Genomic DNA, 23,056 nt, shown 5'->3' with positions numbered 1-23,056 from the left:
CGGCGCGGCGGATGGCGCTGCAGTCTGCGGGCTCAAGCCTTGCGTGCCGCGCTGCGGCGGGTGCGCGAAGCCGCCGGGGCGGCGGTCTTGGCGGCTGCGCGGCGGGGCGGATTGTCGTCAGGTGTTTCGGACGCACTGGCGGGCGTGCTGGCGGATGCCTGGCGCTGGGGCTGCTCGTGCTGCCGGATGAAGGCGCGCACCTGCGGGTACGCCACCTCCCGCCAGCGGCGGCCGCTGAAGATGCCGTAGTGGCCTGCGCCCTGGACCTCCAGGTGCTGCTGCTCCTTGTGCAGGAGTCCGCTGCACAAGTCGTGGGCAGCACGGGTCTGGCCCGAGCCAGAGATGTCGTCCAGCTCGCCTTCCACCGTGAGCAGCGCCGTGGTCTTGATGTCCTGCGGCCGCACGCGCTCGAGGGTGCCGTCGGGGGAGCGTACATCCCAGGTGCCGTGGACCAGCTTGTAGTCCTGGAAGACGGTCTGGATGGTTTCCAGGTAGTAGTCGGCGTCCATGTCGAGCACGGCGTTGTACTCGTCATAGAACTTGCGGTGGGCCTCGGCGCTGGCGTCGTCGCCCCTGATCAGGTCCTTGAAGTAGTCGTAGTGGCTGGTGGCGTGGCGGTCGGGGTTCATGGCCACGAAGCCGGTGTACTGCAGGAAGCCCGGGTACACACGCCGGCCCGCGCCGGGGAAGTTGTCGGGCACGCGGTAGATCACGTTGTTCTCGAACCACTCGAAGCTGCGGTTCGTGGCCAGGTTGTTCACCGCGGTGGGCGACCTGCGGGCGTCGATGGGACCGCCCATCATGGTCATGGACAGGGGCGTGGTCTCGCCCCGGCTGGCCATCAGCGACACGGCCGCCAGCACGGGCACGGTGGGCTGGCACACGCTGATCACGTGGCAATTGCCATACACGCCCTGCAGGTGGCGGATGAACTCCTGCACGTAGTTCACGTAGTCGTCCAGGTGGAACTCACCGTCGGACAGGGGCACCAGCCGCGCGTTCTTCCAGTCGGTGATGTAGACCTTGTGGTCCTTGAGCATGGTGCGCACGGTGTCGCGCAGCAGCGTGGCGTAGTGGCCGGACAGGGGCGCTACGATGAGCACCACCGGCTGCGCCTTGATCTTGGCCAGGGTGGCCGGATCGTCCGAGAACCGCTTGAAGCGCCGGAGTTCGCAAAATGGCTTGTCGATCTCGATGCGCTCATGCACCGCCACGCCCACGCCGTCCACGTCCACCGAATGGATGCCGAAAGCGGGCTTTTCATAGTCCTTGCCCAGGCGGTACATGAGTTCGTAGCCGGCGGACATGCGCTGGGCAAACGGTGTCTCGCTGAACGGGGACAGCGGGTTGCTGAACAGCTTGGCCGCGGCCTGGGCGAAGTCGGTGAACGGCTCCATCAAGGAGCGCTGGGTTTCGTAAATGTGGTAGAGCATGGGGCGAAACTCCGTTATGTTGCAGTGCAATATAGCAGCACCGGGTAACGTGCGCATGGAGGAAAACCACCAATGTGGAGTCGCGCAAGCGACAGGCGGCGGGCCGGGCCGGCCGCCGGATCGGTTTTTCGACGAATCGCTATCAAAAGAGTAGCTGGTTGCGCAGGCTCCACCTGCGCCAGAGCCATGTTTTGCTCAAGATGCCTTGGGTTCGCCCGTCTCCCGGAGCCAGGCCTCGAACGCCTCGCGGGCGGAGTTGCGCAGCGCCGGGCGAAAGGCGGCTTTGTTACTCAGGTACAGGCAGTGGCGCATCACCGTGTACGGGTTGAAGCTGGCCTCAGGGTTGTGTTCCTCGAAATGCTGCTTGTAGCGCTTGACCACGCCCACGGTCTCGCGCAGCAGGCTGTTGAAGCGGGCGCGCGTCATGGTGCCGCGCGACCAGGCCTGGATGTCGTCCACAAAGCTGTCGACCTTGGACGGCTCGAACTCGAAATCCTTGAAGAAGTGCGTGGCGATCTTCAGGAACGTGAAGGCATTGAGTTCGCTGCTGGAGACCTGGGTGCGCGACGGCGCGGTGGCGCTTCCGTCGCCGGCCACGCCCTCGGCGACGGGCTCGGCCGTCTCATCAGGCGCCTGCAGCAGCTCGGCCGCGGTCGCGTCCCGGATCTGGCGGAACTCCCGGTCGGCCAGCTCGAACAGGGCGGACAGCACGTTGATGCGCCGCTTGAGCTCCCCGGGGATCGACTTCTTGTACTTGATGCGGTGGTCCAGAACGCTCCAGGAGTCCTGGATGATGGTGCGCACCTGCAGCTCGAACGGCAAATGCGCGTAGGCCGCATGCTCGGGCAGCGCGCGCTCCGCCGTGCTGAGCTTGAGGTCCAGGTGCAGGCCCTTGTAGCCGAAGGACGCCTCCGTGCTTTCCACGGCCGACACCTTGTCCGTCACGTCGATCACCGCGAAGTGCGCCCGCACGATGGCGGCGATCTTCTCCAGCTCGTCCTCGTACAGGCACACCACGCGCACGCCCACCAGGTCGGTGATGTAGTGCTGGATCTCGTAGGGCGTGTTGCTTTCCTCCAGCGCGGGGCGGTACTTGCGCACGAACTTGCGGATGCACTCGTCCACGTCCTTCACGCGCCCCTCGACCTTGGCCACCTCCACGCCCCCTGCGCGGGCGACCGCCGAGGCGACCAGCCCGGTGAATGCGGCGCAGGCGCCCTCCAGCGCGCCGGACTGCTGCGCATACCACGCGCGGAAGTGGGATTCCTCCAGGTCGAAATCAAGCGATGCCATGCGGGGCCTTGGGGTGGGTGGGTGGTGGCCGGACGCATCCGGCAGCCGTGAAGGTGGGGGGAGCATACCCAACCCCGGGAAGGCCGGTCCGGCCGCGGCGGGCAACCCGGCGGCGCATGCCGGGGCCGCCGGGGCAAAAAGTCCTGTTCCCCGCGGGGCGGATGGCCATAATAGCCCTGTCCGTTCTCCGCCACGGGCTCCTGACGGCAGGCCATTCACCGGAACGACTCCATGACGCAGCACTCCGACGCCGGCGCCCCCGCCGGTCCTGCCTCCGCGGCTCCGGGCCGCGCCGGGGCGGGTGCCGCCGCCGGCCTGCGGTGGCGGGCGGTGCTGCTGGCGCCGCTGGTGGGCCTGCTCACCCTGGGGCTGACCTTTCTCTATTGGCAAAGCGAGGAGAAGGGCACCCGCGCAAAACAGCAGCAGAACTTCCAGGTGGCGGCCGACCAGATCGCGTCGAACCTGAAAGACCGCATGGCCACGTACGAGGTGGTGCTGCGCGGCGTCAAGGGGTACTTCGAGGGCTCCGAGCGCATCGACCGGTCGGAGTTCCAGGCGTATGTGGGCGCGCTGGAGCTGGCCAAGACCCGCCCCGGCCTGCAGGGCATCTCGCTCATCCTGCAGCTGCCGGCCACGGCTGTGGCGGCCCACCTGGAGGACATGCGCCAGCGCGGGTTTGCCCAGTACACCGTGCGCCCCGAAGGGCACCGTGACGTGCTGGCGCCCATCACCCATATCGAGCCGCTGGAAGGCAACAACCTCAGGGCGCTGGGCTTTGACGTGCTCACCATTCCCGCTGCGCGGGAAGCGCTGTACCGCGCACGGGACACGGGCACCCTGGCGTTGACCGGGCAGCTTGTGCTCATGCAGGACAGCGGGCCCGGTCTCGTGATGTACTTGCCCCTGTACCTTCCGACGGCCGACACGCGCACGGAAGCGGGCCGGCGCGCCGGCCTCACCGGCTGGGTGTCCGCGCCGTTTCGCATGCAGGACGTGATTCACGGCCTGTCGCGGGAGTTTGATGCCGACATCGGGTTGCGCATCACCGACAGCACCGGGCACGACGCCATGCTGTTCAGCAGTACCGCGCCGCCCCAGGGGGCCGCTCCCGCTGCAACGGGCCTGGAAGCCCGCCGCGTACTGGAGCTGGGCGGCCGCCGCTGGACGCTGCACATGGCGCCCCTGCCGGCCTTTGCGAGCCGCTTCCGGGAAACGGGCCACCATGCCGTCGCGCTGCTGGGCTTTGCGCTGAGCCTGCTGCTGGCATGGGCCACCTGGCAGCTGGCCACGGGGCGGCAGCGGGCCGTGGCCCTGGCGCGCACCATGACGGCCGAACTGCGCGCCACGCGCGACGACCTGGAGAGCACGCTCAACGCCATCCCCGACCTGTTGTTCGAGTTGGACCTGGAAGGCCGCATCCACCATTACCGGTCGGCACGGGCGGCGGAGCTGGCCGTGCCTCCGGAGCTGTTCCTGGGCCGGCTGTTGCGCGACGTGGTTCCACCCGAAGCGGCGGCGGGCTGCCATGTAGCGCTGGAAGCGGCCGACCGCACCGGCTATTCCGCGGGCCACCAGTACCGCCTGGAACTGCAGGGCGCCACGCACTGGTTTGAACTGTCCATTGCCCGCAAGCAGAACGCGGCGCCCGGCACCGCGCCCCGGTTCATCGCGCTGTCGCGCGACATCACCGAACGCAAGCGGGCCGAAGCCCGCTCGCACCAGTTGGCGTACTTCGATGCCCTGACAGGACTGCCCAACCGCCGCATGCTGCTGGACCGCCTGGAGCATGCCCTGCTGAGCGCGCAACAGGCCGCGCAGGTGGGCGCGGTGCTGTACATCGATCTGGACAACTTCAAGCAGATCAATGACGCGCGCGGCCATACGCTGGGCGATGCCCTGCTGCGGCAGGTGGCGCGGCGGCTGGAGGAGCACCTGCGCCCGGGCGACACCGTGGCGCACCTGGGCGGGGACGAGTTCGTGGTGCTGGCGCACAACATCGCGGCCGACATGGACACGGCCGGACGGGCCGCCCTGCTGGTGGCCGAGGAGATCCGCGCCGCGTTGGAGGTGCCTTACACCATCGAAACCCACCTCTACAGCACCACGGGCAGCATTGGCATCACGCTGTTCCCCAAGCGGGGCGAAGGCGTGGAGGACCTGCTGCGCGAGGCCGACACCGCCATGTACCGCGCCAAGGACCTGGGCCGCAACCGCATCCGTTTCTACGAGGCCGCCATGCAGGCCGACGTGCAGGAGCGCCTGGCCCTGGAGCAGGACCTGAAGAAGGCCCATGAACTCGGCCAGCTCGCCGCCTACGTCCAAAGCCAGGTGGACGCGCAGGGCCGGGTGGTGGGCGGGGAGCTGCTGATGCGCTGGAACCACCCCGTGCGCGGCAATGTGCCGCCCAGCCGCTTCATCCCGGTGGCCGAGGCCTCGGGGCTGATCCTGCGCATGGGCGACTGGATGATCCTGCAGGCCTGCGAAGCCCTTGCCCGCCTGCAGGCCCAGGGGCTGGCGCTGTCGCTGTCGGTCAACGTGAGCGAGCGGCAGTTCCGCCAGGACGACTTTGTCGAGCGCGTGCGCCACGTGCTGGCCCATACGGGTGCGGACCCCGGCCTCCTGGTCCTGGAGGTGACCGAAAGCCTGCTTATTGAGGACCTGGACGACACCATTGCCCGCATGACGGAGATCGTGCGCCTGGGCGTGCGGTTTTCCATCGACGACTTCGGCACCGGCTATTCCAGCCTGGCGTACCTCAAGCGGCTGCCGTTGTACGAGCTGAAGATCGACAAGAGCTTTGTGGATGACACGCCAGGCGACCCCAACGACACGGCCATCGTGCAGTCCATCCTCTCAGTGGCCCGCCACCTGAAACTGCGCGTGGTGGCCGAGGGCGTGGAGACCGGCGCCCAGGCCGACTTCCTGGTGCAAAGCCAGTGCGACTTCCTGCAGGGCTACCTGTTTGCGCGGCCGGAGCCGCTGGCGGCGTGGGTGGCCCGGCAGCGCGACGCGCGCTAGCCGCAGCCACGCCCGCCGGCGCTACTGGGCCGGCGCAACGGCCTCTTCGGCGGCTGTCTGGTGGTACGACTGCTGCGCCAGCGCATGCACCTCGCGCGCCGGCCGGTCCTTGAGCAGGTGGTTGCTCCATACCTGGCGCCAAAGGCGTGCGCCGGGCAGGCTGTGGCGCAGGCCCAGCATATGGCGGGCGATGTGGGGCCAGGGTGTGCCGTGCTGGGCGGCCTCGCGCTCCATGTATTCGACCATGGCCAGCTCCACTTCCTCGCGGGTCAGGGGGCAGGGCACACCACCGTGTTCGCCGTAGTAGAGCGGGTCCCAGCGGGCCAGCCACCAGGGGTTGTGGTAGGCCTCGCGGCCGATCATCACGCCGTCCAGGTGGGTCAGCTGCTCCTGCACCCCGGCGTCGGTCTGGATGCCGCCGTTGATGGCGATGGTGAACTGCGGAAACTCGGCCTTCAGGCGGTGCACCACCTCGTAGCGCAGGGGCGGAATGTCGCGGTTTTCCTTCGGGGAGAGGCCCTGCAGCCAGGCATTGCGGGCGTGCACGATGAACACGGTGCAGCCGGCCTCGGCCACGGTGCCGATGAAGTCGCGCACGAAGCTGTAGTCCTCCACCTTGTCGATGCCAATGCGGTGCTTGACGGTGACAGGCAAGTCAGAGCCCACCGCGTCGCGCATGGCCTTCACGCAGTCGGCCACCAGCTGCGGCGCCTTCATCAGGCTGGCGCCGAAGGCTCCGCGCTGCACACGGTCGCTGGGGCAGCCGCAGTTGAGGTTGATCTCGTCATAGCCCCATTGCGCGCCCAGGCGGGCGGCCTCGGCCAGCTTGTCGGGCTCGTTGCCGCCCAGCTGCAGCGCCACCGGATGCTCTTCGGCGTTGTAGCGAAGGTGCCGTTCGGTGCCACCGTACAGGATGCCGCCGGCGTTCACCATCTCGGTGTACAGCAGGGTGTGGCGCGTCAGCAGCCGGTGAAAGTAGCGGCAGTGGCGGTCAGTCCAGTCCATCATGGGGGCAACGGACATGCGCCAAGGGCTCAGGGAGGTGGAGTCCACGGAAATCAGGCAAAGGGTGGGAAAAAGGGCGGGGCGGGGCGGGCGCCGGGCGCAAGGGCGTGGTGTTGTGGAGCCCGGCCGCGCGCAAAGCAGCAATTATCCCCGACCGGGGTTGGGGCCGGCGTCGGCCAGGGTGTTGGGTGCGCAGGGGGTTTGAAGCAAAAACGGCCGCCAGCCCTTGTAGGTAAAGCGCCGGCAGCTATCAATTTGATACCGAAGATCGCACCGACACCGCGCAGCCGTTTGCCGTGGGTCAAGGTGGAACCCAGGGGCATCAGCGATACTCGCGCCCGCGTTTTGTTTCGTTTAGACACAGGCGGCCCAGTGCCGCAGCTCACCTTTCCTCAGCGCAGCGGTGTTGCCGCCAACGCCCGTGCTGCCCGGTCTCTTCCAATGCACCACACCATCTTTGACACGCCCGTGGTCAACACCCTGTTGCGCGCCGTTTCCCGCGCCACCCTGCGCATCGCGGGCTGGAGGGTTGAAGGCCGCCTGCCGCCCGATGCTGCCAAGAGCGTACTGATAGCCGCCCCGCACACCAGCAACTGGGATCTGCCCTACACCCTGATGCTGGCGTTTTCGCTGCGCCTGCGGGTGTACTGGATGGGCAAGCAGAGCCTGTTCCGCGCGCCCTTTGGCGGCGTGATGCGCTGGCTGGGCGGCATTCCGGTGAACCGGGAGCATGCCAGCAACCTGGTGGCCCGCTCGGCCCAGGCCATGCGCGACGCCGTGGGCCCCATGCAGCTCATCGTGCCGCCCGAGGGCACGCGCGGCAAGACGCGGCACTGGAAGACGGGCTTCTACTTCATCGCCCAGCAGGCGCAGGTGCCCATCGTGATGGCGTTTGTGGATTACGGCCGCAAGGTGGGGGGCCTGGGACCGGTGTTCCAGCCCACGGGCGATGTGGAGCGCGACCTGGCGGCCATCAAGGCGTTTTACGCGCCCATCCAGGGCAAGAACCCGGCGCAGTTCGAGGTGTGACGCGTTCGGGGCGGCCAGCACCGGGCGGCGCAGCCGCTCAGGGGGATGTCACCCGATACTCCTGCGGTCGATCTTGCGGCTGAGCACGATGCTGGTCTGCGTCTGGTGCACACCCTCCAGCTGGCCCAGCCGGTCGAGCAGGGCGTCCAGCTGCTCGTGCGTGGGGCAGCGCAGAAACACCAGGTAGTCAAACGGCCCGCTCACGGCCGAAACCTCTTCCACCTCGGGCATATCTGCCAGCGCCCGCAGCACGGCGGGCGCTGCGCGGGGCAGCACGCTGAGCGAGCACCAAGCGCGTACGGTGGTGGCATCCAGTGGCGCGCCCAGTCGCACGCCGTAGCCGGCCACCACGCCCGTGCGTTCCAGCCGCGCAATACGCGCCACCACGGTGGTACGGGCCAGGCCCAGCTTGCGCGCCAGCGTGGCGGTGCCTTCGCGTGCATTGGCCTGCAGCAGGCTCAGCAATTGGCGGTCGGTGGCGTCCAGAGGCTGGCTCACGGCCATTTCTCCAAAAAGGTCATAACGCCCATCATATTCGCCGCTATGGCAAAAGATTCCATGTTTTTCGACATTCCAGGCGCTACACATTGACAGCAGCCTTGCCTAGCATCAAGGCTCCTACAACACCTCTCACCGCCTCGCGCAGTGAGCATCCACCGGGAGTGCCGCCATGACCACCGTTTCAGTTTCTTCCAGCACCTGTGCCCGCCGCGGCGTGACCATCCTGGGCGCAGGCCACATTGGCTTTGCCATGGCGCTGCTGCTCCAGCACGCGGGCGACTACGACATCCTCGTGGCGGACCGCGATCCCGCGCGCCTGGGCGAAGTTGCGGCCTTGGGCCTGGCGACGCAGTGGGTTACGGACGACGCGAGCCTGCAGACGGTCATCCACGGTCGTTTTGCGGTGCTCAACGCGCTGCCGTTTCACCGCGCGGTGCCGGTGGCTACGCTGTGTGCCGCAGCGGGCGTGCACTACTTTGACCTGACCGAAGACGTGGCCAGCACCCAGGCCATCCGCGCGCTGGCGGCCGACGCCCGCAGCGTGCTCATGCCCCAGTGCGGCCTCGCTCCGGGCTTCATCGGCATCGTGGGCCACGATCTGGCCCGCCGGTTTGATGCCCTGCACACGCTGCGCATGCGCGTGGGCGCGCTGCCCCGCTACCCGCAGGGCGCCCTGCGCTACAACCTGACGTGGAGCACAGAAGGTCTCATCAACGAATACTGCAACCCCTGCGAGGCCATCGTGGACGGCGTGCGCACCACCGTCCCCGCACTGGAAGGGCTGGAAACCTTTGCCTTGGATGGCGTGGAATATGAAGCCTTCAACACTTCCGGCGGGCTGGGCACGCTCACCGAAACGCTGGCTGGCAGGGCGCGGCAGGTGGACTACCAGTCCATCCGCTACCCCGGGCACTGCGCCATCCTGAAGCTGCTGCTCAACGACCTGCGCCTGCGCGAGCGGCGCGATCTGCTGCGCGACATCCTGGAAACCGCCATCCCGACCACCGATCAGGACGTGATCGTGGTGTTTGCCACAGCGTCGGGGCTGCGCGAGGGGCGGCTGGTGCAGGACTCCTACTCCGCCCGCATTCTCGGCACCCGGGTGGCCGGGCACACGCTGAGTGCCATCCAGCTCACCACGGCGGCGGGCATCTGCACGGCGCTGGACCTGGTGGCCCAGGGCCGCCTGCCGCAGCGGGGTTTTGTGGGGCAAGAGGCGGTGGCGCTGGCGGGTTTTCTGGGCAACCGGTTCGGCGCGGTGTATGCGCAGGACCGCCCCGACGCCCTGAGCACCCGCACCCCGAGCGCGGCGGCCGCCTGAAGACCTACCGTGCTCCGGGCTTTTGCTGGTACATCCCCTCGATGGCCGCTGCAAAGTGGGCCATCAGGTTGTTGCGCTTGAGCTTGAGCGTGGGCGTCATGAACGTGTTTTCAATCGTCCAGGGCGTGAGCGTCAGGTGCACGGTGCGGGGCACGGCGTAGCGCGGAAAGCTGGCCGTGTTCTTCTCGATGCGCGCCAGCACGGCGCGGTGCACGCTCGCATGGTTGAGGCTGGCGGCGTCCTGCGCGTCCAGGCCCAGGTCGGCGGCCAGGCGATTCCATTCGTCGGCGTTGACCACCGCCACGCAGGCAATGAAGGGGCGGTTCTCGCCCACCACAAAGGCCTGCTCCAGCAGAGGGTCGGCCAGCAGGGCCAGCTCCAGGTCGCCGGGCGGCACTTTTTCGCCGGTGGAGGTGACGATGATCTCCTTGATACGGCCCTTGATGTAGATGCGGCCGTCCACGATGTCGGCCTGGTCGCCTGTGCCCAGCCAGCCCTCGGCGTCCACGGTGCGGGCGGTGTCTTCGGGCCGCTTCCAGTAGCCCTTCATCACGATGGGGCCGCGCACCTGCAGCTCGCGGTTCTCGCCAATGCGCACCTCCACGCCCGGCAGCGCCCGGCCCACGCTGGCAGGGTCGTTGTCATGCAGTGCATTGACCGACACCACGGGCGTGGTCTCCGTCATCCCGTAGCCCTGCACCAGCGGCAGGCCCAGGCCCAGAAAGCACTTGGCAATGGTGGGTGACAGCGGCGCGCCGCCGCTGACCGCCACACGCACCCGCCCGCCAAACTGGGCCAGCAGGGGCTTGGCCACCAGGGCGCGCAGCACGGGCCAGGGCAGGGCGGCCATCCAGCCGCCGCCGGCTGCGGAGCCCTCCTGCGCCGGCGCGGGCAAGCCCTGCGCGGCGCAAAAGCGCGCCCATCCCTTGGCCTGGGCGGCTTCAAACAGCTGCATCTTCCAGGGGCTCCCCGAGAGGGTTTCGAGCAGCTTGGCGTGGATGCGCTCGTAGATGCGCGGCACCGACACCAGCACCGTGGGCTGCACGGTCTTCAGGTCTTCCGCCAGCTGGGATACCGAGCGCGCGTATGCCACGCAGCTACCGGACGCCATCGGCAGGTAGTACCCGCCCGTGCGCTCAAAGGTGTGCGACAGCGGCAGGAAGGACAGGAACACGTCGTCTGCCGTGGGCGCAATCCGTTCCAGCACCGCCTTCACGTCGCTGATGACGTTGTGGTGCGTGAGCATCACGCCCTTGGGTTTGCCGGTGGTGCCCGAGGTGTACACGATGGCTGCCAGGTCCTGCGGGCCGGGCGGGGGTGGCAGCGCCACATCCGCCTGCGCGGCGGCACCCGCCAGCCATTGCGCCAGCGTACCCACGGCCGGGGCGTCCTGCGCTGCGGCCGCCGGCGCCAGGGTCTCCGCATCCGTCACCACCACGGCCCGCAAAGCCGGGAAGGCGGTGCCCACGCTGCGGATCTTTTCCCACTGCGCGGCGTGCTCGACGACGAGCACCGACGCCTCGCAGTCCGCCAGGATGTAGGCAATGCTGCCGGGGTTGTCGATGGCGTGCAGCGGCACCGGCACGCAGCCGGTGGCCAGGGTGGACTGGTCCGCACACAGTGCGTTCAGCCCGTTGGGCAGCAGGATGGCCACGCGCGCCGCTGGGGGTAATTGCAGCGCGGCCAGGGCCCGGGCCCAGGTGTCCACGCGCTGCTGGGCCTGCGCCCAGCTCAGCTGGGACCAGGTCTGCGAGGCGGCGTCAAAGGCCCGGTAGGCCGCGCCATCGGGGGTGCTGGCGGCGCGGAAGGCAAGAAGCTGGGGCAGCGTCTGGACGCTGGCGAGGGAATGGGGGGCGGCGGTGGAAAGCGTCATCAGACTCACAAACAGGCGGAGCAGGCCGTGGCGGGCAAGGGCTGGGCGCACGGGCTCCTTCGCGTGCGCCGGCGCATCATATCCAGCAGGGGCGGGCCGAACCGCCGTGGGATTGCGCGCATTGTCAGGAATGGTTTGTTCCTGAATGCGGAATGGCGGCGCCGCGATTGGGTGCGCGGCCCGCTTTGATCTATCGCAAATCCGCGCCGTTTGGGCGCCGCAGCGACCGCAATGCACCCCTCTGTTCACACGCCAGACACGCCAGGTCAATCCAGGTTTACACGCGGTTCTTACAGTGGAGGCCACTCTTTTGCGACTGTTGGCTTTTATGCGATCCCTTCACCGATATTTCTGGCTCTACCTTCTTGCGTTGAGTGGTCTGTGGCTGGCTACCGATGCCACCCCGTGGTCCACTGCCCCCAATTTTTTCGCCTGGCGTGCCGTGCTGATGCAGTACGGCGGCGTGCTGGCCATGGGGGTCATGAGCGCGGCCATGGTGCTGGCCGCGCGGCCGGCCGCGGTGGAGCCGCAGCTGGGGGGCCTGGACAAGATGTACCGCCTGCACAAGTGGCTGGGCATTGCGGCGCTGGTCATTTCGGTCAGCCACTGGCTGCTGGCCAAGGCGCCCAAGTGGATGGTGGGCTGGGGATGGCTGCAGCGTCCCGCCCGCGGGCCGCGCCCGGAGCTGCTGGATGCGCCGGTGCAGCAGTTTTTCCAGAGCCAGCGCGGCTGGGCCGAAGGCGTGGGCGAATGGGCCTTTTATGGCGCGCTGGTGCTGATGGTGCTGGCGTTGGTCCAGCGCTTCCCCTACCGGTACTTCTTCAAGACCCACCACCTGATGGCCGTGGCCTACCTGGCCCTGGTGGCGCACTCCGTGTTCCTGCTCCGGTTTGAAGACTGGACGGGCTTGCTCGGCCCGGCCATGGCGGCGTTGATGGCGGCGGGCACGGTGTCTGCGGTGCTGGTGCTGCGCGGCCGCGTGGGGGCCGGGCGCACCGTGCGGGGGCAGGTGGCGGCCCTGCGCCAGCACCCGGCGCTGGATGTGCTGGAGGTGGATGTGCAGTGCGGCGGGCGTTGGCCGGGACATGTGCCGGGGCAGTTTGCGTTCCTCACGCTGCACGAGGGCGAGGGACACCACCCCTACACCATTGCCTCGGCCTGGAACGGGCAGGGCACCATCACCTTCATCATCAAGGCCCTGGGCGACTACACCCGCACCTTGAAAGACCGCCTGCGCGTGGGCGACGCCGTGCGGGTGGAGGGGCCCTACGGCCGCTTCACCTTCGACGGCCCCTGCCGGCGGCAGATCTGGGTGGGCGCGGGCATTGGCATCACGCCGTTCATCGCGCGCCTGCAGGCGCTGGCGGCTGCGCCCGATGGCCGGGCCATTGACCTGTTCCATCCCACCTCCGTGTACGACGAGCAGGCCATCGGCCTGCTGGCCCGCGACGCCGAAGCGGCGGGCGTGCCGCTGCACGTGCTGTGGAGCGAGCGGGACGGGCTGCTGGACGCGCAGCGCCTGGTGGCGGCGGTGCCCGACTGGGAAAACGCCGACATCTGGTTCTGCGGGCCGGCGCCGTTTGGCGCGGCGCTCAAGAAGGGCCTGGTGGCCCTGGGCATGCCCGAATCACGCTTTCACCAGGAAGTGTTCCAGATGCGGTGACGGGGTGGCGCGGCGGCGCGCGTTCAGGTCGCTGCTTCGAGGCCGTGCGAAAAGTGCTCCTGCATGGCCTGCACGGTCGCCGGGCCGTTGCGCGCGAGCATGGCATCCAGGATGCTACGGTGCTCGCGCAGTGAATCTTCGATACGCCCTTGCTTGAGCAGCGAGTTGTGGCGGTTGAGCTTCATGACCTTGCGCAGATCGGCCACCATCTGGCTGCGCCAGCGGTTGTCGGCCATCTCCAGCAGCTGCATGTGAAAACGCTCGTTGATGGCGAAGAACTTTTCACGGTCGTTCACCGCGGCCTCCAGCTCGGTGTGCAGGGCCTGCAGGGCCTGGAGCTGGGCGGGCGTGGCCCGCTGCGCAACCACGCCCGCCGCGTCGCTCTCCAGCAGCGACAGCAGGTGGTACACGTCGCGCAAGTCCTTTTCGCTCATCTCGGTCACATAGGCGCCACGGCGCACCTTCATCGTGACCAGTCCCTCGGCCGCCAGCACCTTGAGCGCCTCGCGCAGGGGCGTGCGGCTGATGCCGAATTCCTCGGCAATCTTGAGCTCGTCAATCCACGAGCCGGGCTCCAGCTCGCGCCGGAAGATGCGCTGGCGCAACTGCTCCGCCACTTCTTCGTACAGGGCGCGGGGGGTAAGCAGGGGCAGGGCAGACATGGCGGGATTGTAAGGGTTGGGCAATATTTTGAATCAATAATTATGAATGATGTAAACTTCGCACCACAGCCGGTAACCCTTGGTTGCTGAATTCCTGCCAACTCCGCACGCCCCACGCCATGAGTGACTCTCCTCGCAACGCTCCGTCTGAATTTGCTCCTTCCACCCTGGAGGCCTGGGCCAAGGCCGCTGCCAAGTCGGCGCCCGGTGGCGACGTGAATGCGCTCAACTGGGTCACGCCCGACGGCATCACCGTCAAGCCGCTGTACACCGCGGCGGACACGCAGGACCTGCCCTACGCCAACACGCTGCCCGGTTTCGAGCCCTTCCTGCGCGGCCCCCAGGCCACCATGTACTCTGTACGGCCCTGGACCATCCGCCAGTACGCCGGCTTCTCCACGGCCGAAGAATCCAACGCGTTTTACCGCAAGGCACTGGCTGCCGGTGGGCAGGGCGTGTCGGTGGCGTTTGACCTGGCCACCCACCGCGGCTACGACTCGGACCACCCCCGCGTGACGGGCGACGTGGGCAAGGCCGGCGTGGCGATTGACTCGGTGGAGGACATGAAGATCCTCTTCAACGAGATCCCGCTCGACAAGGTGTCCGTCTCCATGACCATGAACGGCGCCGTGCTGCCCGTGCTGGCTGGCTACGTGGTGGCGGCGGAAGAGCAGGGCGTGTCGCAAGACAAGCTCAGCGGAACCATCCAGAACGACATCCTCAAGGAGTTCATGGTCCGCAATACGTATATCTACCCGCCCAAGCCGTCGATGAAGATCATCGGCGACATCATCGAGTACACGGCCAAGAACATGCCGAAGTTCAACTCGATCTCGATCTCGGGCTACCACATGCAGGAGGCGGGCGCCAACCAGGCGCTGGAACTGGCCTTCACCCTGGCCGACGGCAAGGAATACGTGAAGACCGCCATTGCCAAGGGCATGGACGTGGACGACTTTGCCGGCCGCCTGTCCTTCTTCTGGGCCATCGGCATGAACTTCTACCTGGAAGTGGCCAAGATGCGTGCTGCGCGCCTGCTGTGGTGCCGCATCATGAAGGGCTTCAACGCCAAGAACCCCAAGAGCCTGATGCTGCGCACGCACTGCCAGACCAGCGGCTGGAGCCTGACCGAGCAAGACCCCTACAACAACGTGGTGCGCACCACCATCGAAGCCATGGCAGCCGTGTTTGGCGGCACGCAATCGCTGCACACCAACGCGCTCGATGAAGCCATTGCGCTGCCCACCGAGTTCTCGGCCCGGATTGCGCGCAACACGCAGCTCATCATCCAGGAAGAGACCCACATCACCAACGTGATCGATCCCTGGGCTGGCAGCTACATGATGGAGAAGCTCACCCAGGACATGATGGACGCCGCCTGGAAGATCATCGAAGAGGTCGAAGCCATGGGCGGCATGACCCAGGCCGTGGACAGCGGCTGGGCCAAGCTCAAGATCGAAGCCGCCGCCGCTGAAAAGCAGGCGCGCATCGACTCGGGCCGTGACGTGATCGTCGGCGTCAACAAGTACAAGCTGGCCAAGGAAGACAAGGTCGATATCCTCGAAATCGACAACATGAAGGTACGCGACGGCCAGATTGCCCGCCTGCAGGAAATCAAGGCAAAACGCGACGCAGCCAAGGTGCAGCAAGCGCTGGATGCTCTCACTTCTGCAGCAGAGTCGGGCCAGGGCAACCTGCTCGACCTGTCCATCCAGGCCATCCGCCTGCGCGCCACGGTGGGCGAGGTGAGCGATGCGCTGGAAAAGGTTTTTGGGCGCCATCGCGCCGATACGCAAAAGGTGACCGGTGTGTACGCTGCCGCTTATGACTCGGCCGAAGGCTGGGAAAAACTCAAGACCGAGATCAACGCCTTCGCCGAAAGCCAAGGCCGCCGCCCCCGCGTGATGATCGCCAAGCTGGGCCAGGACGGCCACGACCGCGGCGCCAAGGTGGTAGCCACCGCCTTTGCCGACCTGGGCTTTGACGTGGACATGGGCCCGCTGTTCCAGACGCCCGAGGAATGCGCCCGTCAGGCCATCGAAAACGACGTGCACGCCGTGGGCGTGAGCACCCTGGCCGCCGGCCACAAGACATTGGTGCCCGCCATCATTGCCGAGCTGAAAAAGCAGGGCGCGGACGACATCATCGTGTTCGTGGGTGGCGTGATCCCGGCGCAGGATTACGACTTCTTGTACGAAGCGGGCGTGAAGGGCGTCTACGGCCCCGGCACCCCCATCCCGGCCAGCGCCAAGGATGTGCTGGAGCAGATTCGCAAGGCCGTGGCAGCGTGAGCCCTGAAGCGATCCAGCGTGGCATCGTGGCGGGCGAAGGCCCCATTCAGCGCCGCGCCATGGCCAAAGCCATCACCCTGCTCGAATCCACCCGCGCCGACCACCGCGCGCAGGCGGACGAGCTGCTCACGGCGCTGCTGCCCCACACGGGCAAGGCGTTCCGCCTGGGCATCAGCGGCGTGCCGGGCGTGGGCAAGTCCACCTTCATCGAAGCGCTGGGCCTGTACCTGATCGGCCAAGGCCACCGGGTGGCCGTGCTGGCGGTGGACCCTTCCAGCACCGTCTCGGGCGGCTCCATCCTGGGCGATAAGACGCGCATGGAGCATCTCTCCGTCCATGAGCGCGCCTATATCCGCCCCAGCCCCAGCAGCGGCACGCTGGGCGGCGTGGCCGAGAAAACGCGCGAAGCGCTGCTGGTGTGCGAGGCCGCAGGCTACGACGTGGTCATCATCGAGACTGTGGGCGTGGGCCAGTCCGAAACCGCTGTGGCGGGCATGACGGACATGTTCGTGCTCATGCAGCTGCCCAACGCGGGCGACGACCTGCAGGCCATCAAGAAGGGCGTGATGGAAATCGCCGACCTGGTGGTCATCAACAAGGCCGACATCGACAAGAACGCCGCCACGCGGGCCGAGGCGCAGATCACCTCCAGCCTGCGGCTCTTGAGCCAGCACGGCAACCCCGAACACGCCCACCACAACGCCGCCCAGTGGCACCCCAAGGTCGTGCAGATCAGCGCGCTGCTGGGGCAGGGCGTGGACAGCTTCTGGGCCGCGGTCAGCGAGTACCAAAGACTGCAGACCGCCAACGGCCGCCTGGCCCAGCGCCGCGAGAAGCAGGCCCTGGCCTGGATGTGGGAGCGCATTGAGGCCGGCCTCAAGCTCGCGTTCCGCCAGCACCCGCAGGTGCGCGCGCTGCTGCCGCAGCTGCAGGCCGACGTGGTGGCGGGGCGCATCGCCGCATCCACTGCAGCAAGAAATCTGCTGCTGGCGCAATCAGGACAAGCGCAAGCAGCTATTGAATAGATAGCAAATTCATTCCCACAAGACAGCATTTCACCGAAGGACGACCATGCAAGACATCCTGGACCAACTGGAGAAAAAGCGCGAACTTGCCCGCCTGGGCGGGGGACAAAAGCGCATCGACGCCCAGCACAAGAAGGGCAAGCTCACGGCACGCGAGCGCATCGAACTGCTGCTGGACGACGGCACGTTTGAGGAATGGGACATGTTCGTGGAGCACCGCTGCACGGACTTCGGCATGCAGGACAACAAGGTGCCCGGCGACGGTGTGGTCACCGGCTACGGCATGATCAACGGCCGCCTGGTGTTCGTCTTCAGCCAGGACTTCACCGTGTTCGGCGGCGCCTTGAGCGAAACGCACGCCGAGAAGATCTGCAAGATCATGGACCAGGCCATGAAGGTCGGCGCGCCGGTCATCGGCCTCAACGACTCGGGCGGCGCCCGCATCCAGGAAGGCGTGGCCTCCCTGGGCGGCTATGCCGACGTGTTCCAGAAGAACGTGCTGGCCAGCGGCGTGGTGCCGCAGATCAGCATGATCATGGGCCCGAGCGCTGGCGGCGCCGTGTACTCGCCCGCCATGACGGACTTCATCTTCATGGTCAAGGATTCGAGCTACATGTTCGTGACCGGCCCCGAAGTGGTGAAGACCGTGACGCACGAGGAAGTCACGGCCGAGGAGCTGGGCGGCGCCATCACCCACACCACCAAGAGCGGCGTGGCCGACATGGCGTTCGAGAACGACGTGGAGGCGCTGATGATGCTGCGCCGCCTGTACAACTACCTGCCGCTCAACAACCGTGAGAAGGCCCCCGTGCGCAAGAGCAACGACCCGGCCGACCGCATGGACCTGAGCCTGGACACGCTGGTGCCCGACAACCCCAACAAGCCCTACGACATGAAGGAGCTGATCCTCAAGACCGTGGACGACGGGGACTTCTTCGAGCTGCAGCCCGAATACGCCAAGAACATCCTGATCGGCTTTGCCCGCATGGAAGGCCAGACTGTCGGCATCGTGGCCAACCAGCCGCTGGTGCTGGCCGGCTGCCTGGACATCAAGTCCAGCATCAAGGCTGCGCGTTTTGTGCGCTTCTGCGATGCGTTCAACATCCCCGTGCTCACCTTCGTGGACGTGCCCGGCTTCATGCCCGGCACCAGCCAGGAGTACGGCGGCATCATCAAGCACGGCGCCAAGCTGCTGTACGCATACGCCGAGTGCACGGTGCCCAAGATCACCGTCATCACCCGCAAGGCCTACGGCGGCGCGTATGACGTGATGGCCAGCAAGCACCTGCGCGGCGACGTGAACCTGGCCTGGCCCAACGCCGAAATCGCGGTGATGGGCGCCAAGGGCGCGGTGGAGATCATCTTCCGTGAAGACAAGAACGACCCCGCGAAGCTGGCCGCCCGCGAGGCCGAGTACAAGGCCCGCTTCGCCAACCCCTTCGTGGCCGGCGCGCGAGGCTTCATCGACGACGTGATCCTGCCGCACGAGACGCGCAAGCGCATCTGCCGCTCGCTGGTGATGCTGCAGAACAAGAAGATCGAGAACCCGTGGCGCAAGCACGGGAACATCCCACTGTAATTCTTCATGTTGCCAATCCATGCTCCCGCTCGGCGGTGTTTTCTAACGCCGATACCGCAGCTGATGACTGCAGCCGATCTGCTGTCATCTGCCGCAGACTGCCTGCTGGCGGGTGATACGTCGGATGCTCGCCAGCTTGTGTCAGAGGCAGATATGCCAGTCATCGGCGCATACACCGCATTGGTGACTGGCGCGGTCAATCCGCTGCTTCACTGGCAATCCACTGTGCCAACCGCTGGCGCGGGGCCGGAGCGCAGCGCCCAGCGCATGCCGTCAGCAAGCGCTGAGCATGCTATCTATGCCCGAGACGGCTGGCGGTGTAGGTATTGCGGGACTCGCGTGATTGACCGCAGCATGCGGGCGCTATTGCATCGTTGCTTGCCAGACGTTGCCCGTTGGGGTGCGCGCAATGCAGACAAGCACACTGCGCTGGCAGCACTCAGTGCTTCCCTCGATCACATCCTTCCACACAGCCGGGGCGGAACAAATGATGAGCCGAATTTGGTAACGGCATGCAATGCCTGCCAGTTCGGTCGAGGGCAATGGACTTTGGAAGAAGTCGGTTTTTTTGACCCGCGGGAGCATCCACCAGTCCTCGATGAATGGGATGGCCTGACGCGACTCAGTCGCTTGGCAGCTACCTCCAACGGTCTTCAGTGAAAGAGAAAATACATGTTCACCAAAATCCTGATCGCGAATCGCGGCGAGATTGCTTGCCGGGTTATTGGCGCTGCAAAAAAGATGGGAATATTCGCCACCTCTTCCGAGGTTGACAGGAAACCGGAAAATCCGTTGCGCGAGCACAGGAATATTTTGATGTAAATCACCACGTCCACATATGGCACGTTTCGATCCCCAAAGCTACTCGGGCCTGGATAGGCTTGGGCGCATTGCCCTTTCTGAGAGCTTTCACATGCGCGAATTTCTGTACAGCGAAATTGCTGTGCATTATCGACTGCTGAATGCCCCGGAAAAGGAACGCGTTGACATTGCAATCGAAGCAGGTTCCAAACTGTGCAACTTGCTGCTTGAGCCGCTTCAGAAGCGATTTGGGCGAGTTCATGTTCGCTCAGGCTATCGGAGCTTGGAAGTGAACGCCGCAGGTGTTGAAAAACACAACTGCGCTGCGGATAACCGCGGATTTCACACGTGGGACCATCCGAGTGAAAACAACGGAATCGGTGCGACCGCGTGTATCAGCATTCCTAGTATTTCAAGAGCGGTTCTTGCTCAAACCTGCTCTTATGAAGCAATTGCGTGGTGGATTCATGACAATCTGCCCGAATGGAGTCACCTGGAGTTCTTTGCGACACCGGAACACTCTGATGAGGTGTGTTTCAACATTGGCTGGCTTTCTAAGCCATTGAAAACCGTGACAACCTGGCGGGGCGGGCCTAAAGCCTTGCATAAGCGAATTCCTTCGACCGAAGAGCGGGCAATGCTTACTCAATCTTTATTGAATGCGTGCGGTATCTAAGCCGTAGATTCTGGAGTTTTATATGTTTACCAAAATCCTGATCGCCAACCGCGGCGAAATCGCCTGCCGCGTCATCGCCACCGCCCGCAAGATGGGCATCAAGACCGTCGCCGTCTATTCCGACGCCGACAAGGAAGCCCGTCACGTCAAGCTGGCCGATGAAGCCGTCAACATCGGCCCCGCGCCCAGCCGCGAAAGCTACCTGCAGGCCGAGAAGATCATTGCCGCCTGCAAGCAGACCGGCGCGCAGGCCGTGCACCCTGGCTACGGCTTCCTCTCTGAAAACGAAGCCTTTGCCCAGCGTTGCGAAGACGAGGGCATTGCCTTCATCGGCCCCAAGGCGCATTCGATTGCGGCCATGGGCGACAAGATCGCGTCGAAGAAGCTGGCCAACGAGGCCAAGGTCAACACCATTCCGGGCTACAACGACGCGATTGCAGGCCCCGAGCAGGCGGTGGAGATTGCCAAGGGCATCGGCTACCCCGTGATGATCAAGGCATCGGCCGGCGGCGGCGGCAAGGGCCTGCGCGTGGCCTACAACGACAAGGAAGCGTTCGAGGGCTTTGCCAGCTGCCAGAACGAGGCCCGCAACAGCTTTGGCGACGACCGCATCTTCATCGAGAAGTTTGTGCAGGAGCCGCGCCACATCGAGATCCAGATCCTGGGCGACAGCCACGGCAACGTGATCTACCTGAACGAGCGCGAGTGCTCCATCCAGCGCCGCCACCAGAAGGTGATTGAAGAGGCGCCCAGCCCCTTCATCAGCGACGCCACGCGCAAGGCCATGGGCGAGCAGGCCGTGGCGCTGGCCAAGGCCGTGAAGTACCAGAGCGCGGGCACGGTGGAGTTTGTGGTCGGCAAGGACCAGGACTTCTACTTCCTGGAGATGAACACCCGCCTGCAGGTGGAACACCCGGTGACGGAGTGCATCACCGGCCTGGACCTGGTGGAGCTGATGATCCGCGTGGCTGCAGGCGAGAAGCTGCCTTTGGGCCAGGCCGACGTGAAGCGCGACGGCTGGGCCATTGAGTGCCGCATCAACGCCGAAGACCCGTTCCGCAACTTTTTGCCGTCCACCGGCCGGCTGGTGCGCTTTCAGCCGCCGGAGGAGACGATGTTCCAGTCCGACACCAGCAAGAAGCTGGGCGTGCGGGTGGACACGGGCGTGTACGAGGGCGGCGAGATCCCCATGTACTACGACTCGATGATCGCCAAGCTGATCGTGCACGGCACGGACCGCAACGACGCGATTGCCAAGATGCGCGCGGCGCTCAACGGGTTCGTGATCCGGGGCATCAGCAGCAACATTCCGTTCCAGGCGGCGCTGCTGGCGCACCCCAAGTTCGTGTCGGGCCAGTTCAACACCGGCTTCATTGCCGAGCACTACGGCAAGGGCTTTGCGGCCGAAGACGTGCCGCACGAAGACCCGCTGTTCCTGGTGGCCCTGGCCGCGTTCATGAACCGCCGCTACCGCGCGCGCGCCTCGGGCATCAGCGGGCAGCTGGCCGGGCACGAGGTGAAGGTGGGCGAGCAGTTTGTGGTGGTCACGCTGGGCGCCGAAGGGCAGAACCAGCACCACGAGGTGACGGTGTCTGACTTTGAAGACAAATCGGGCTCCAGCGCAGTCACAGTGGGCGGCAGAAGCTATCAAATCAGTAGTAACGCCACCTTGGGACAGATCCGCGTGCAGGGTGCCTGCAACGGCCAGGGCTTCACGGCCCAGGTGGAGCGTGGCGCGGGCAAGAACCCGCTGGCCCTGCGCATCCAGCACAACGGCACGCAGATCGAGGCCATGGTGCTCTCGCCCCTGGGGGCGCGGCTGCACCAGCTGATGCCCTACAAGGCGCCGCCTGACCTGTCCAAGTTCCTGCTCTCGCCCATGCCCGGCCTGCTGGTGGACGTGGCCGTGCAGCCCGGCCAGAAAGTGCAGGCCGGTGAAAAGCTGGCGGTGATCGAGGCCATGAAGATGGAGAACATCCTCTTTGCCGCGCAAGACGGCGTGGTGGGCAAGATCGTCGCCGGCAAGGGCGAGTCGCTGGCGGTGGACCAGGTGATTCTGGAATTCCAGTGAAGCCTGGGGGCAATGCCCCGTGGCCATTGCCGCGGTGGTTTTGCGCCGCGGCGGGCACCGTGCTGCTGGCGGACGGCCTGGCCCTGATGGCCCTGGGCTATTTCTCGGTGGGCGTGACGGTGCCGGCCGCGCTGGGCGCGGCGGGCAGCCTGCTGGCCTGGCGCTGGCAGGCCGTGCAGGACTGGTTGGGGCGGGCGGCGCTGCGGCGCAAGCTGTGGCGCGTGGGCTGGGGGTTGTTGCTGCTCTGGGCCGTCAGCGTTGCCGCGTTCTGGGCGGTGCTGGCACGCCAGATGGGCGGGCACGCAGCGGCCACCATCCGCCCCGCGCCGCAAGCCATCCTGGTGCTGGGCAGCGGCACCACGCAGGGGCAGCCGTCGCCGGCCTTGCGCGAGCGGCTGGACAAGGCTCTTGAAGTGGCGCTGGCCTACCCGCAAGCCTGGGTGGTGGTGTCTGGCGGCGTGGACTTTGGCGAAACGCTGAGCGAAGGCCAGGTGATGGGCAATTACCTGCGGGCGCAGGGCCTGGACGCCCGCCGCATCCTGCAGGAAGAGCGCAGCACCAGCACCGAGCTGAATCTGCGCTACAGCCTGCCCGTGCTGCAAGCCCAGGGGCTGGGGCCGGATGCCGCCGTGGCCCTGGTCACCAGCGACTTTCACACCGTCCGTGCGCAGCGCATCGCCCGCAAGGCGGGCTACACCCGGACGATTCCAGTGGCGGCGCCCACGCCGCTCTCTATCCGCTACAACGCCTGGCTGCGCGAGTACTTTGCGTTTGCCGCCGGCTGGGTGCTGGACGAGTGGTAGGCACCCCGTCTG

At 66.3% G+C, this 23,056-nt stretch carries 18 protein-coding genes; 12 read left to right on the top strand and 6 right to left on the bottom strand.

Features of this window, described 5'->3' with window-relative positions; genetic code table 11:
- Positions 1-32: 32 nt before the first annotated feature.
- Complete coding sequence (gene phaZ, locus LWW96_RS21925) at positions 33-1,433, bottom strand: polyhydroxyalkanoate depolymerase (RefSeq protein WP_291489993.1); 1,401 nt, start codon at positions 1,431-1,433, stop codon at positions 33-35.
- Positions 1,434-1,628: 195 nt separating this feature from the next.
- Positions 1,629-2,726 carry a RelA/SpoT domain-containing protein gene (locus LWW96_RS21920; RefSeq protein ID WP_291489992.1) on the bottom strand — a complete coding sequence of 366 codons (1,098 nt, stop codon included), beginning with the start codon at positions 2,724-2,726 and terminating at the stop codon, positions 1,629-1,631.
- 231 nt (positions 2,727-2,957) lie between these two features.
- On the opposite strand from LWW96_RS21920, the gene LWW96_RS21915 reads away from it, so the two are divergent.
- Positions 2,958-5,744: an EAL domain-containing protein gene (locus tag LWW96_RS21915; RefSeq protein ID WP_291489991.1), complete on the top strand. Its 2,787-nt coding sequence runs from the start codon at positions 2,958-2,960 to the stop codon at positions 5,742-5,744.
- A 21-nt stretch (positions 5,745-5,765) separates the two neighbouring features.
- On the opposite strand, the gene dusA is transcribed toward LWW96_RS21915, so the two are convergent.
- On the bottom strand, positions 5,766-6,797 hold the full coding sequence (gene dusA / locus LWW96_RS21910) for a tRNA dihydrouridine(20/20a) synthase DusA (protein WP_291489990.1): 1,032 nt from the start codon (positions 6,795-6,797) through the stop codon (positions 5,766-5,768).
- 393 nt (positions 6,798-7,190) lie between these two features.
- Between dusA and LWW96_RS21905 the strand changes: the two genes are divergently transcribed.
- Entirely contained in the window at positions 7,191-7,778 is a 588-nt protein-coding gene (locus LWW96_RS21905; RefSeq protein WP_291489989.1) for a lysophospholipid acyltransferase family protein, read from the top strand.
- Positions 7,779-7,826: 48 nt separating this feature from the next.
- Here the strand turns inward: LWW96_RS21905 and LWW96_RS21900 are convergent, their stop codons facing one another.
- On the bottom strand, positions 7,827-8,276 hold the full coding sequence (locus tag LWW96_RS21900; RefSeq protein WP_291489988.1) for an Lrp/AsnC family transcriptional regulator: 450 nt from the start codon (positions 8,274-8,276) through the stop codon (positions 7,827-7,829).
- Between the two features lie 172 nt (positions 8,277-8,448).
- Between LWW96_RS21900 and LWW96_RS21895 the strand changes: the two genes are divergently transcribed.
- The gene (locus LWW96_RS21895; RefSeq protein WP_291489987.1) at positions 8,449-9,600 is read left to right on the top strand and encodes a saccharopine dehydrogenase C-terminal domain-containing protein; all 1,152 of its coding nucleotides are present in this window, start codon (positions 8,449-8,451) and stop codon (positions 9,598-9,600) included.
- Between the two features lie 4 nt (positions 9,601-9,604).
- Here LWW96_RS21895 and LWW96_RS21890 read toward each other — a convergent pair whose 3' ends face one another.
- Positions 9,605-11,473 (bottom strand): long-chain fatty acid--CoA ligase, encoded by a 1,869-nt coding sequence (locus tag LWW96_RS21890; RefSeq protein WP_291489986.1) that lies wholly within the window; start codon positions 11,471-11,473, stop codon positions 9,605-9,607.
- Positions 11,474-11,801: 328 nt separating this feature from the next.
- On the opposite strand from LWW96_RS21890, the gene LWW96_RS21885 reads away from it, so the two are divergent.
- Positions 11,802-13,136, top strand: coding sequence for a ferric reductase-like transmembrane domain-containing protein (locus LWW96_RS21885; protein WP_291489985.1), 1,335 nt, complete (start codon positions 11,802-11,804; stop codon positions 13,134-13,136).
- Between the two features lie 23 nt (positions 13,137-13,159).
- On the opposite strand, the gene LWW96_RS21880 is transcribed toward LWW96_RS21885, so the two are convergent.
- Positions 13,160-13,798: a GntR family transcriptional regulator gene (locus LWW96_RS21880; protein WP_291489984.1), complete on the bottom strand. Its 639-nt coding sequence runs from the start codon at positions 13,796-13,798 to the stop codon at positions 13,160-13,162.
- A gap of 119 nt (positions 13,799-13,917) precedes the next feature.
- On the opposite strand from LWW96_RS21880, the gene scpA reads away from it, so the two are divergent.
- The 8 genes from scpA (at position 13,918) to LWW96_RS21840 (ending at position 23,044) form a co-directional block, all read left to right on the top strand.
- Positions 13,918-16,089 (top strand): methylmalonyl-CoA mutase, encoded by a 2,172-nt coding sequence (scpA, locus tag LWW96_RS21875; RefSeq protein ID WP_291489983.1) that lies wholly within the window; start codon positions 13,918-13,920, stop codon positions 16,087-16,089.
- Positions 16,086-17,114, top strand: a complete 1,029-nt coding sequence (gene meaB / locus LWW96_RS21870) for a methylmalonyl Co-A mutase-associated GTPase MeaB (RefSeq protein WP_291489982.1) — start codon at positions 16,086-16,088, stop codon at positions 17,112-17,114. The genes scpA and meaB overlap by 4 nt, the downstream gene beginning before the upstream one ends.
- Positions 17,115-17,160: 46 nt before the next feature.
- Entirely contained in the window at positions 17,161-18,693 is a 1,533-nt protein-coding gene (locus tag LWW96_RS21865) for an acyl-CoA carboxylase subunit beta (RefSeq protein WP_291489981.1), read from the top strand.
- Positions 18,694-18,756: 63 nt separating this feature from the next.
- Positions 18,757-19,353 carry an HNH endonuclease gene (locus tag LWW96_RS21860; protein ID WP_291489980.1) on the top strand — a complete coding sequence of 199 codons (597 nt, stop codon included), beginning with the start codon at positions 18,757-18,759 and terminating at the stop codon, positions 19,351-19,353.
- Positions 19,354-19,365: 12 nt separating this feature from the next.
- Complete coding sequence (locus LWW96_RS21855) at positions 19,366-19,515, top strand: biotin carboxylase N-terminal domain-containing protein (protein WP_291489979.1); 150 nt, start codon at positions 19,366-19,368, stop codon at positions 19,513-19,515.
- 91 nt (positions 19,516-19,606) lie between these two features.
- The gene (locus LWW96_RS21850) at positions 19,607-20,170 is read left to right on the top strand and encodes a hypothetical protein (protein ID WP_291489978.1); all 564 of its coding nucleotides are present in this window, start codon (positions 19,607-19,609) and stop codon (positions 20,168-20,170) included.
- Between the two features lie 22 nt (positions 20,171-20,192).
- Entirely contained in the window at positions 20,193-22,241 is a 2,049-nt protein-coding gene (locus tag LWW96_RS21845; RefSeq protein ID WP_291489977.1) for an acetyl/propionyl/methylcrotonyl-CoA carboxylase subunit alpha, read from the top strand.
- 59 nt (positions 22,242-22,300) lie between these two features.
- Positions 22,301-23,044 carry a YdcF family protein gene (locus LWW96_RS21840; RefSeq protein WP_291489976.1) on the top strand — a complete coding sequence of 248 codons (744 nt, stop codon included), beginning with the start codon at positions 22,301-22,303 and terminating at the stop codon, positions 23,042-23,044.
- The last annotated feature ends 12 nt before the right edge of the window (positions 23,045-23,056 follow it).

The sequence above is a fragment of the Acidovorax sp. genome (assembly GCF_021287135.1).
In the GTDB taxonomy this organism is placed as follows: Bacteria; Pseudomonadota; Gammaproteobacteria; order Burkholderiales; family Burkholderiaceae_C; genus Acidovorax.
This window is presented reverse-complemented; position numbering and strand designations above follow the sequence as displayed.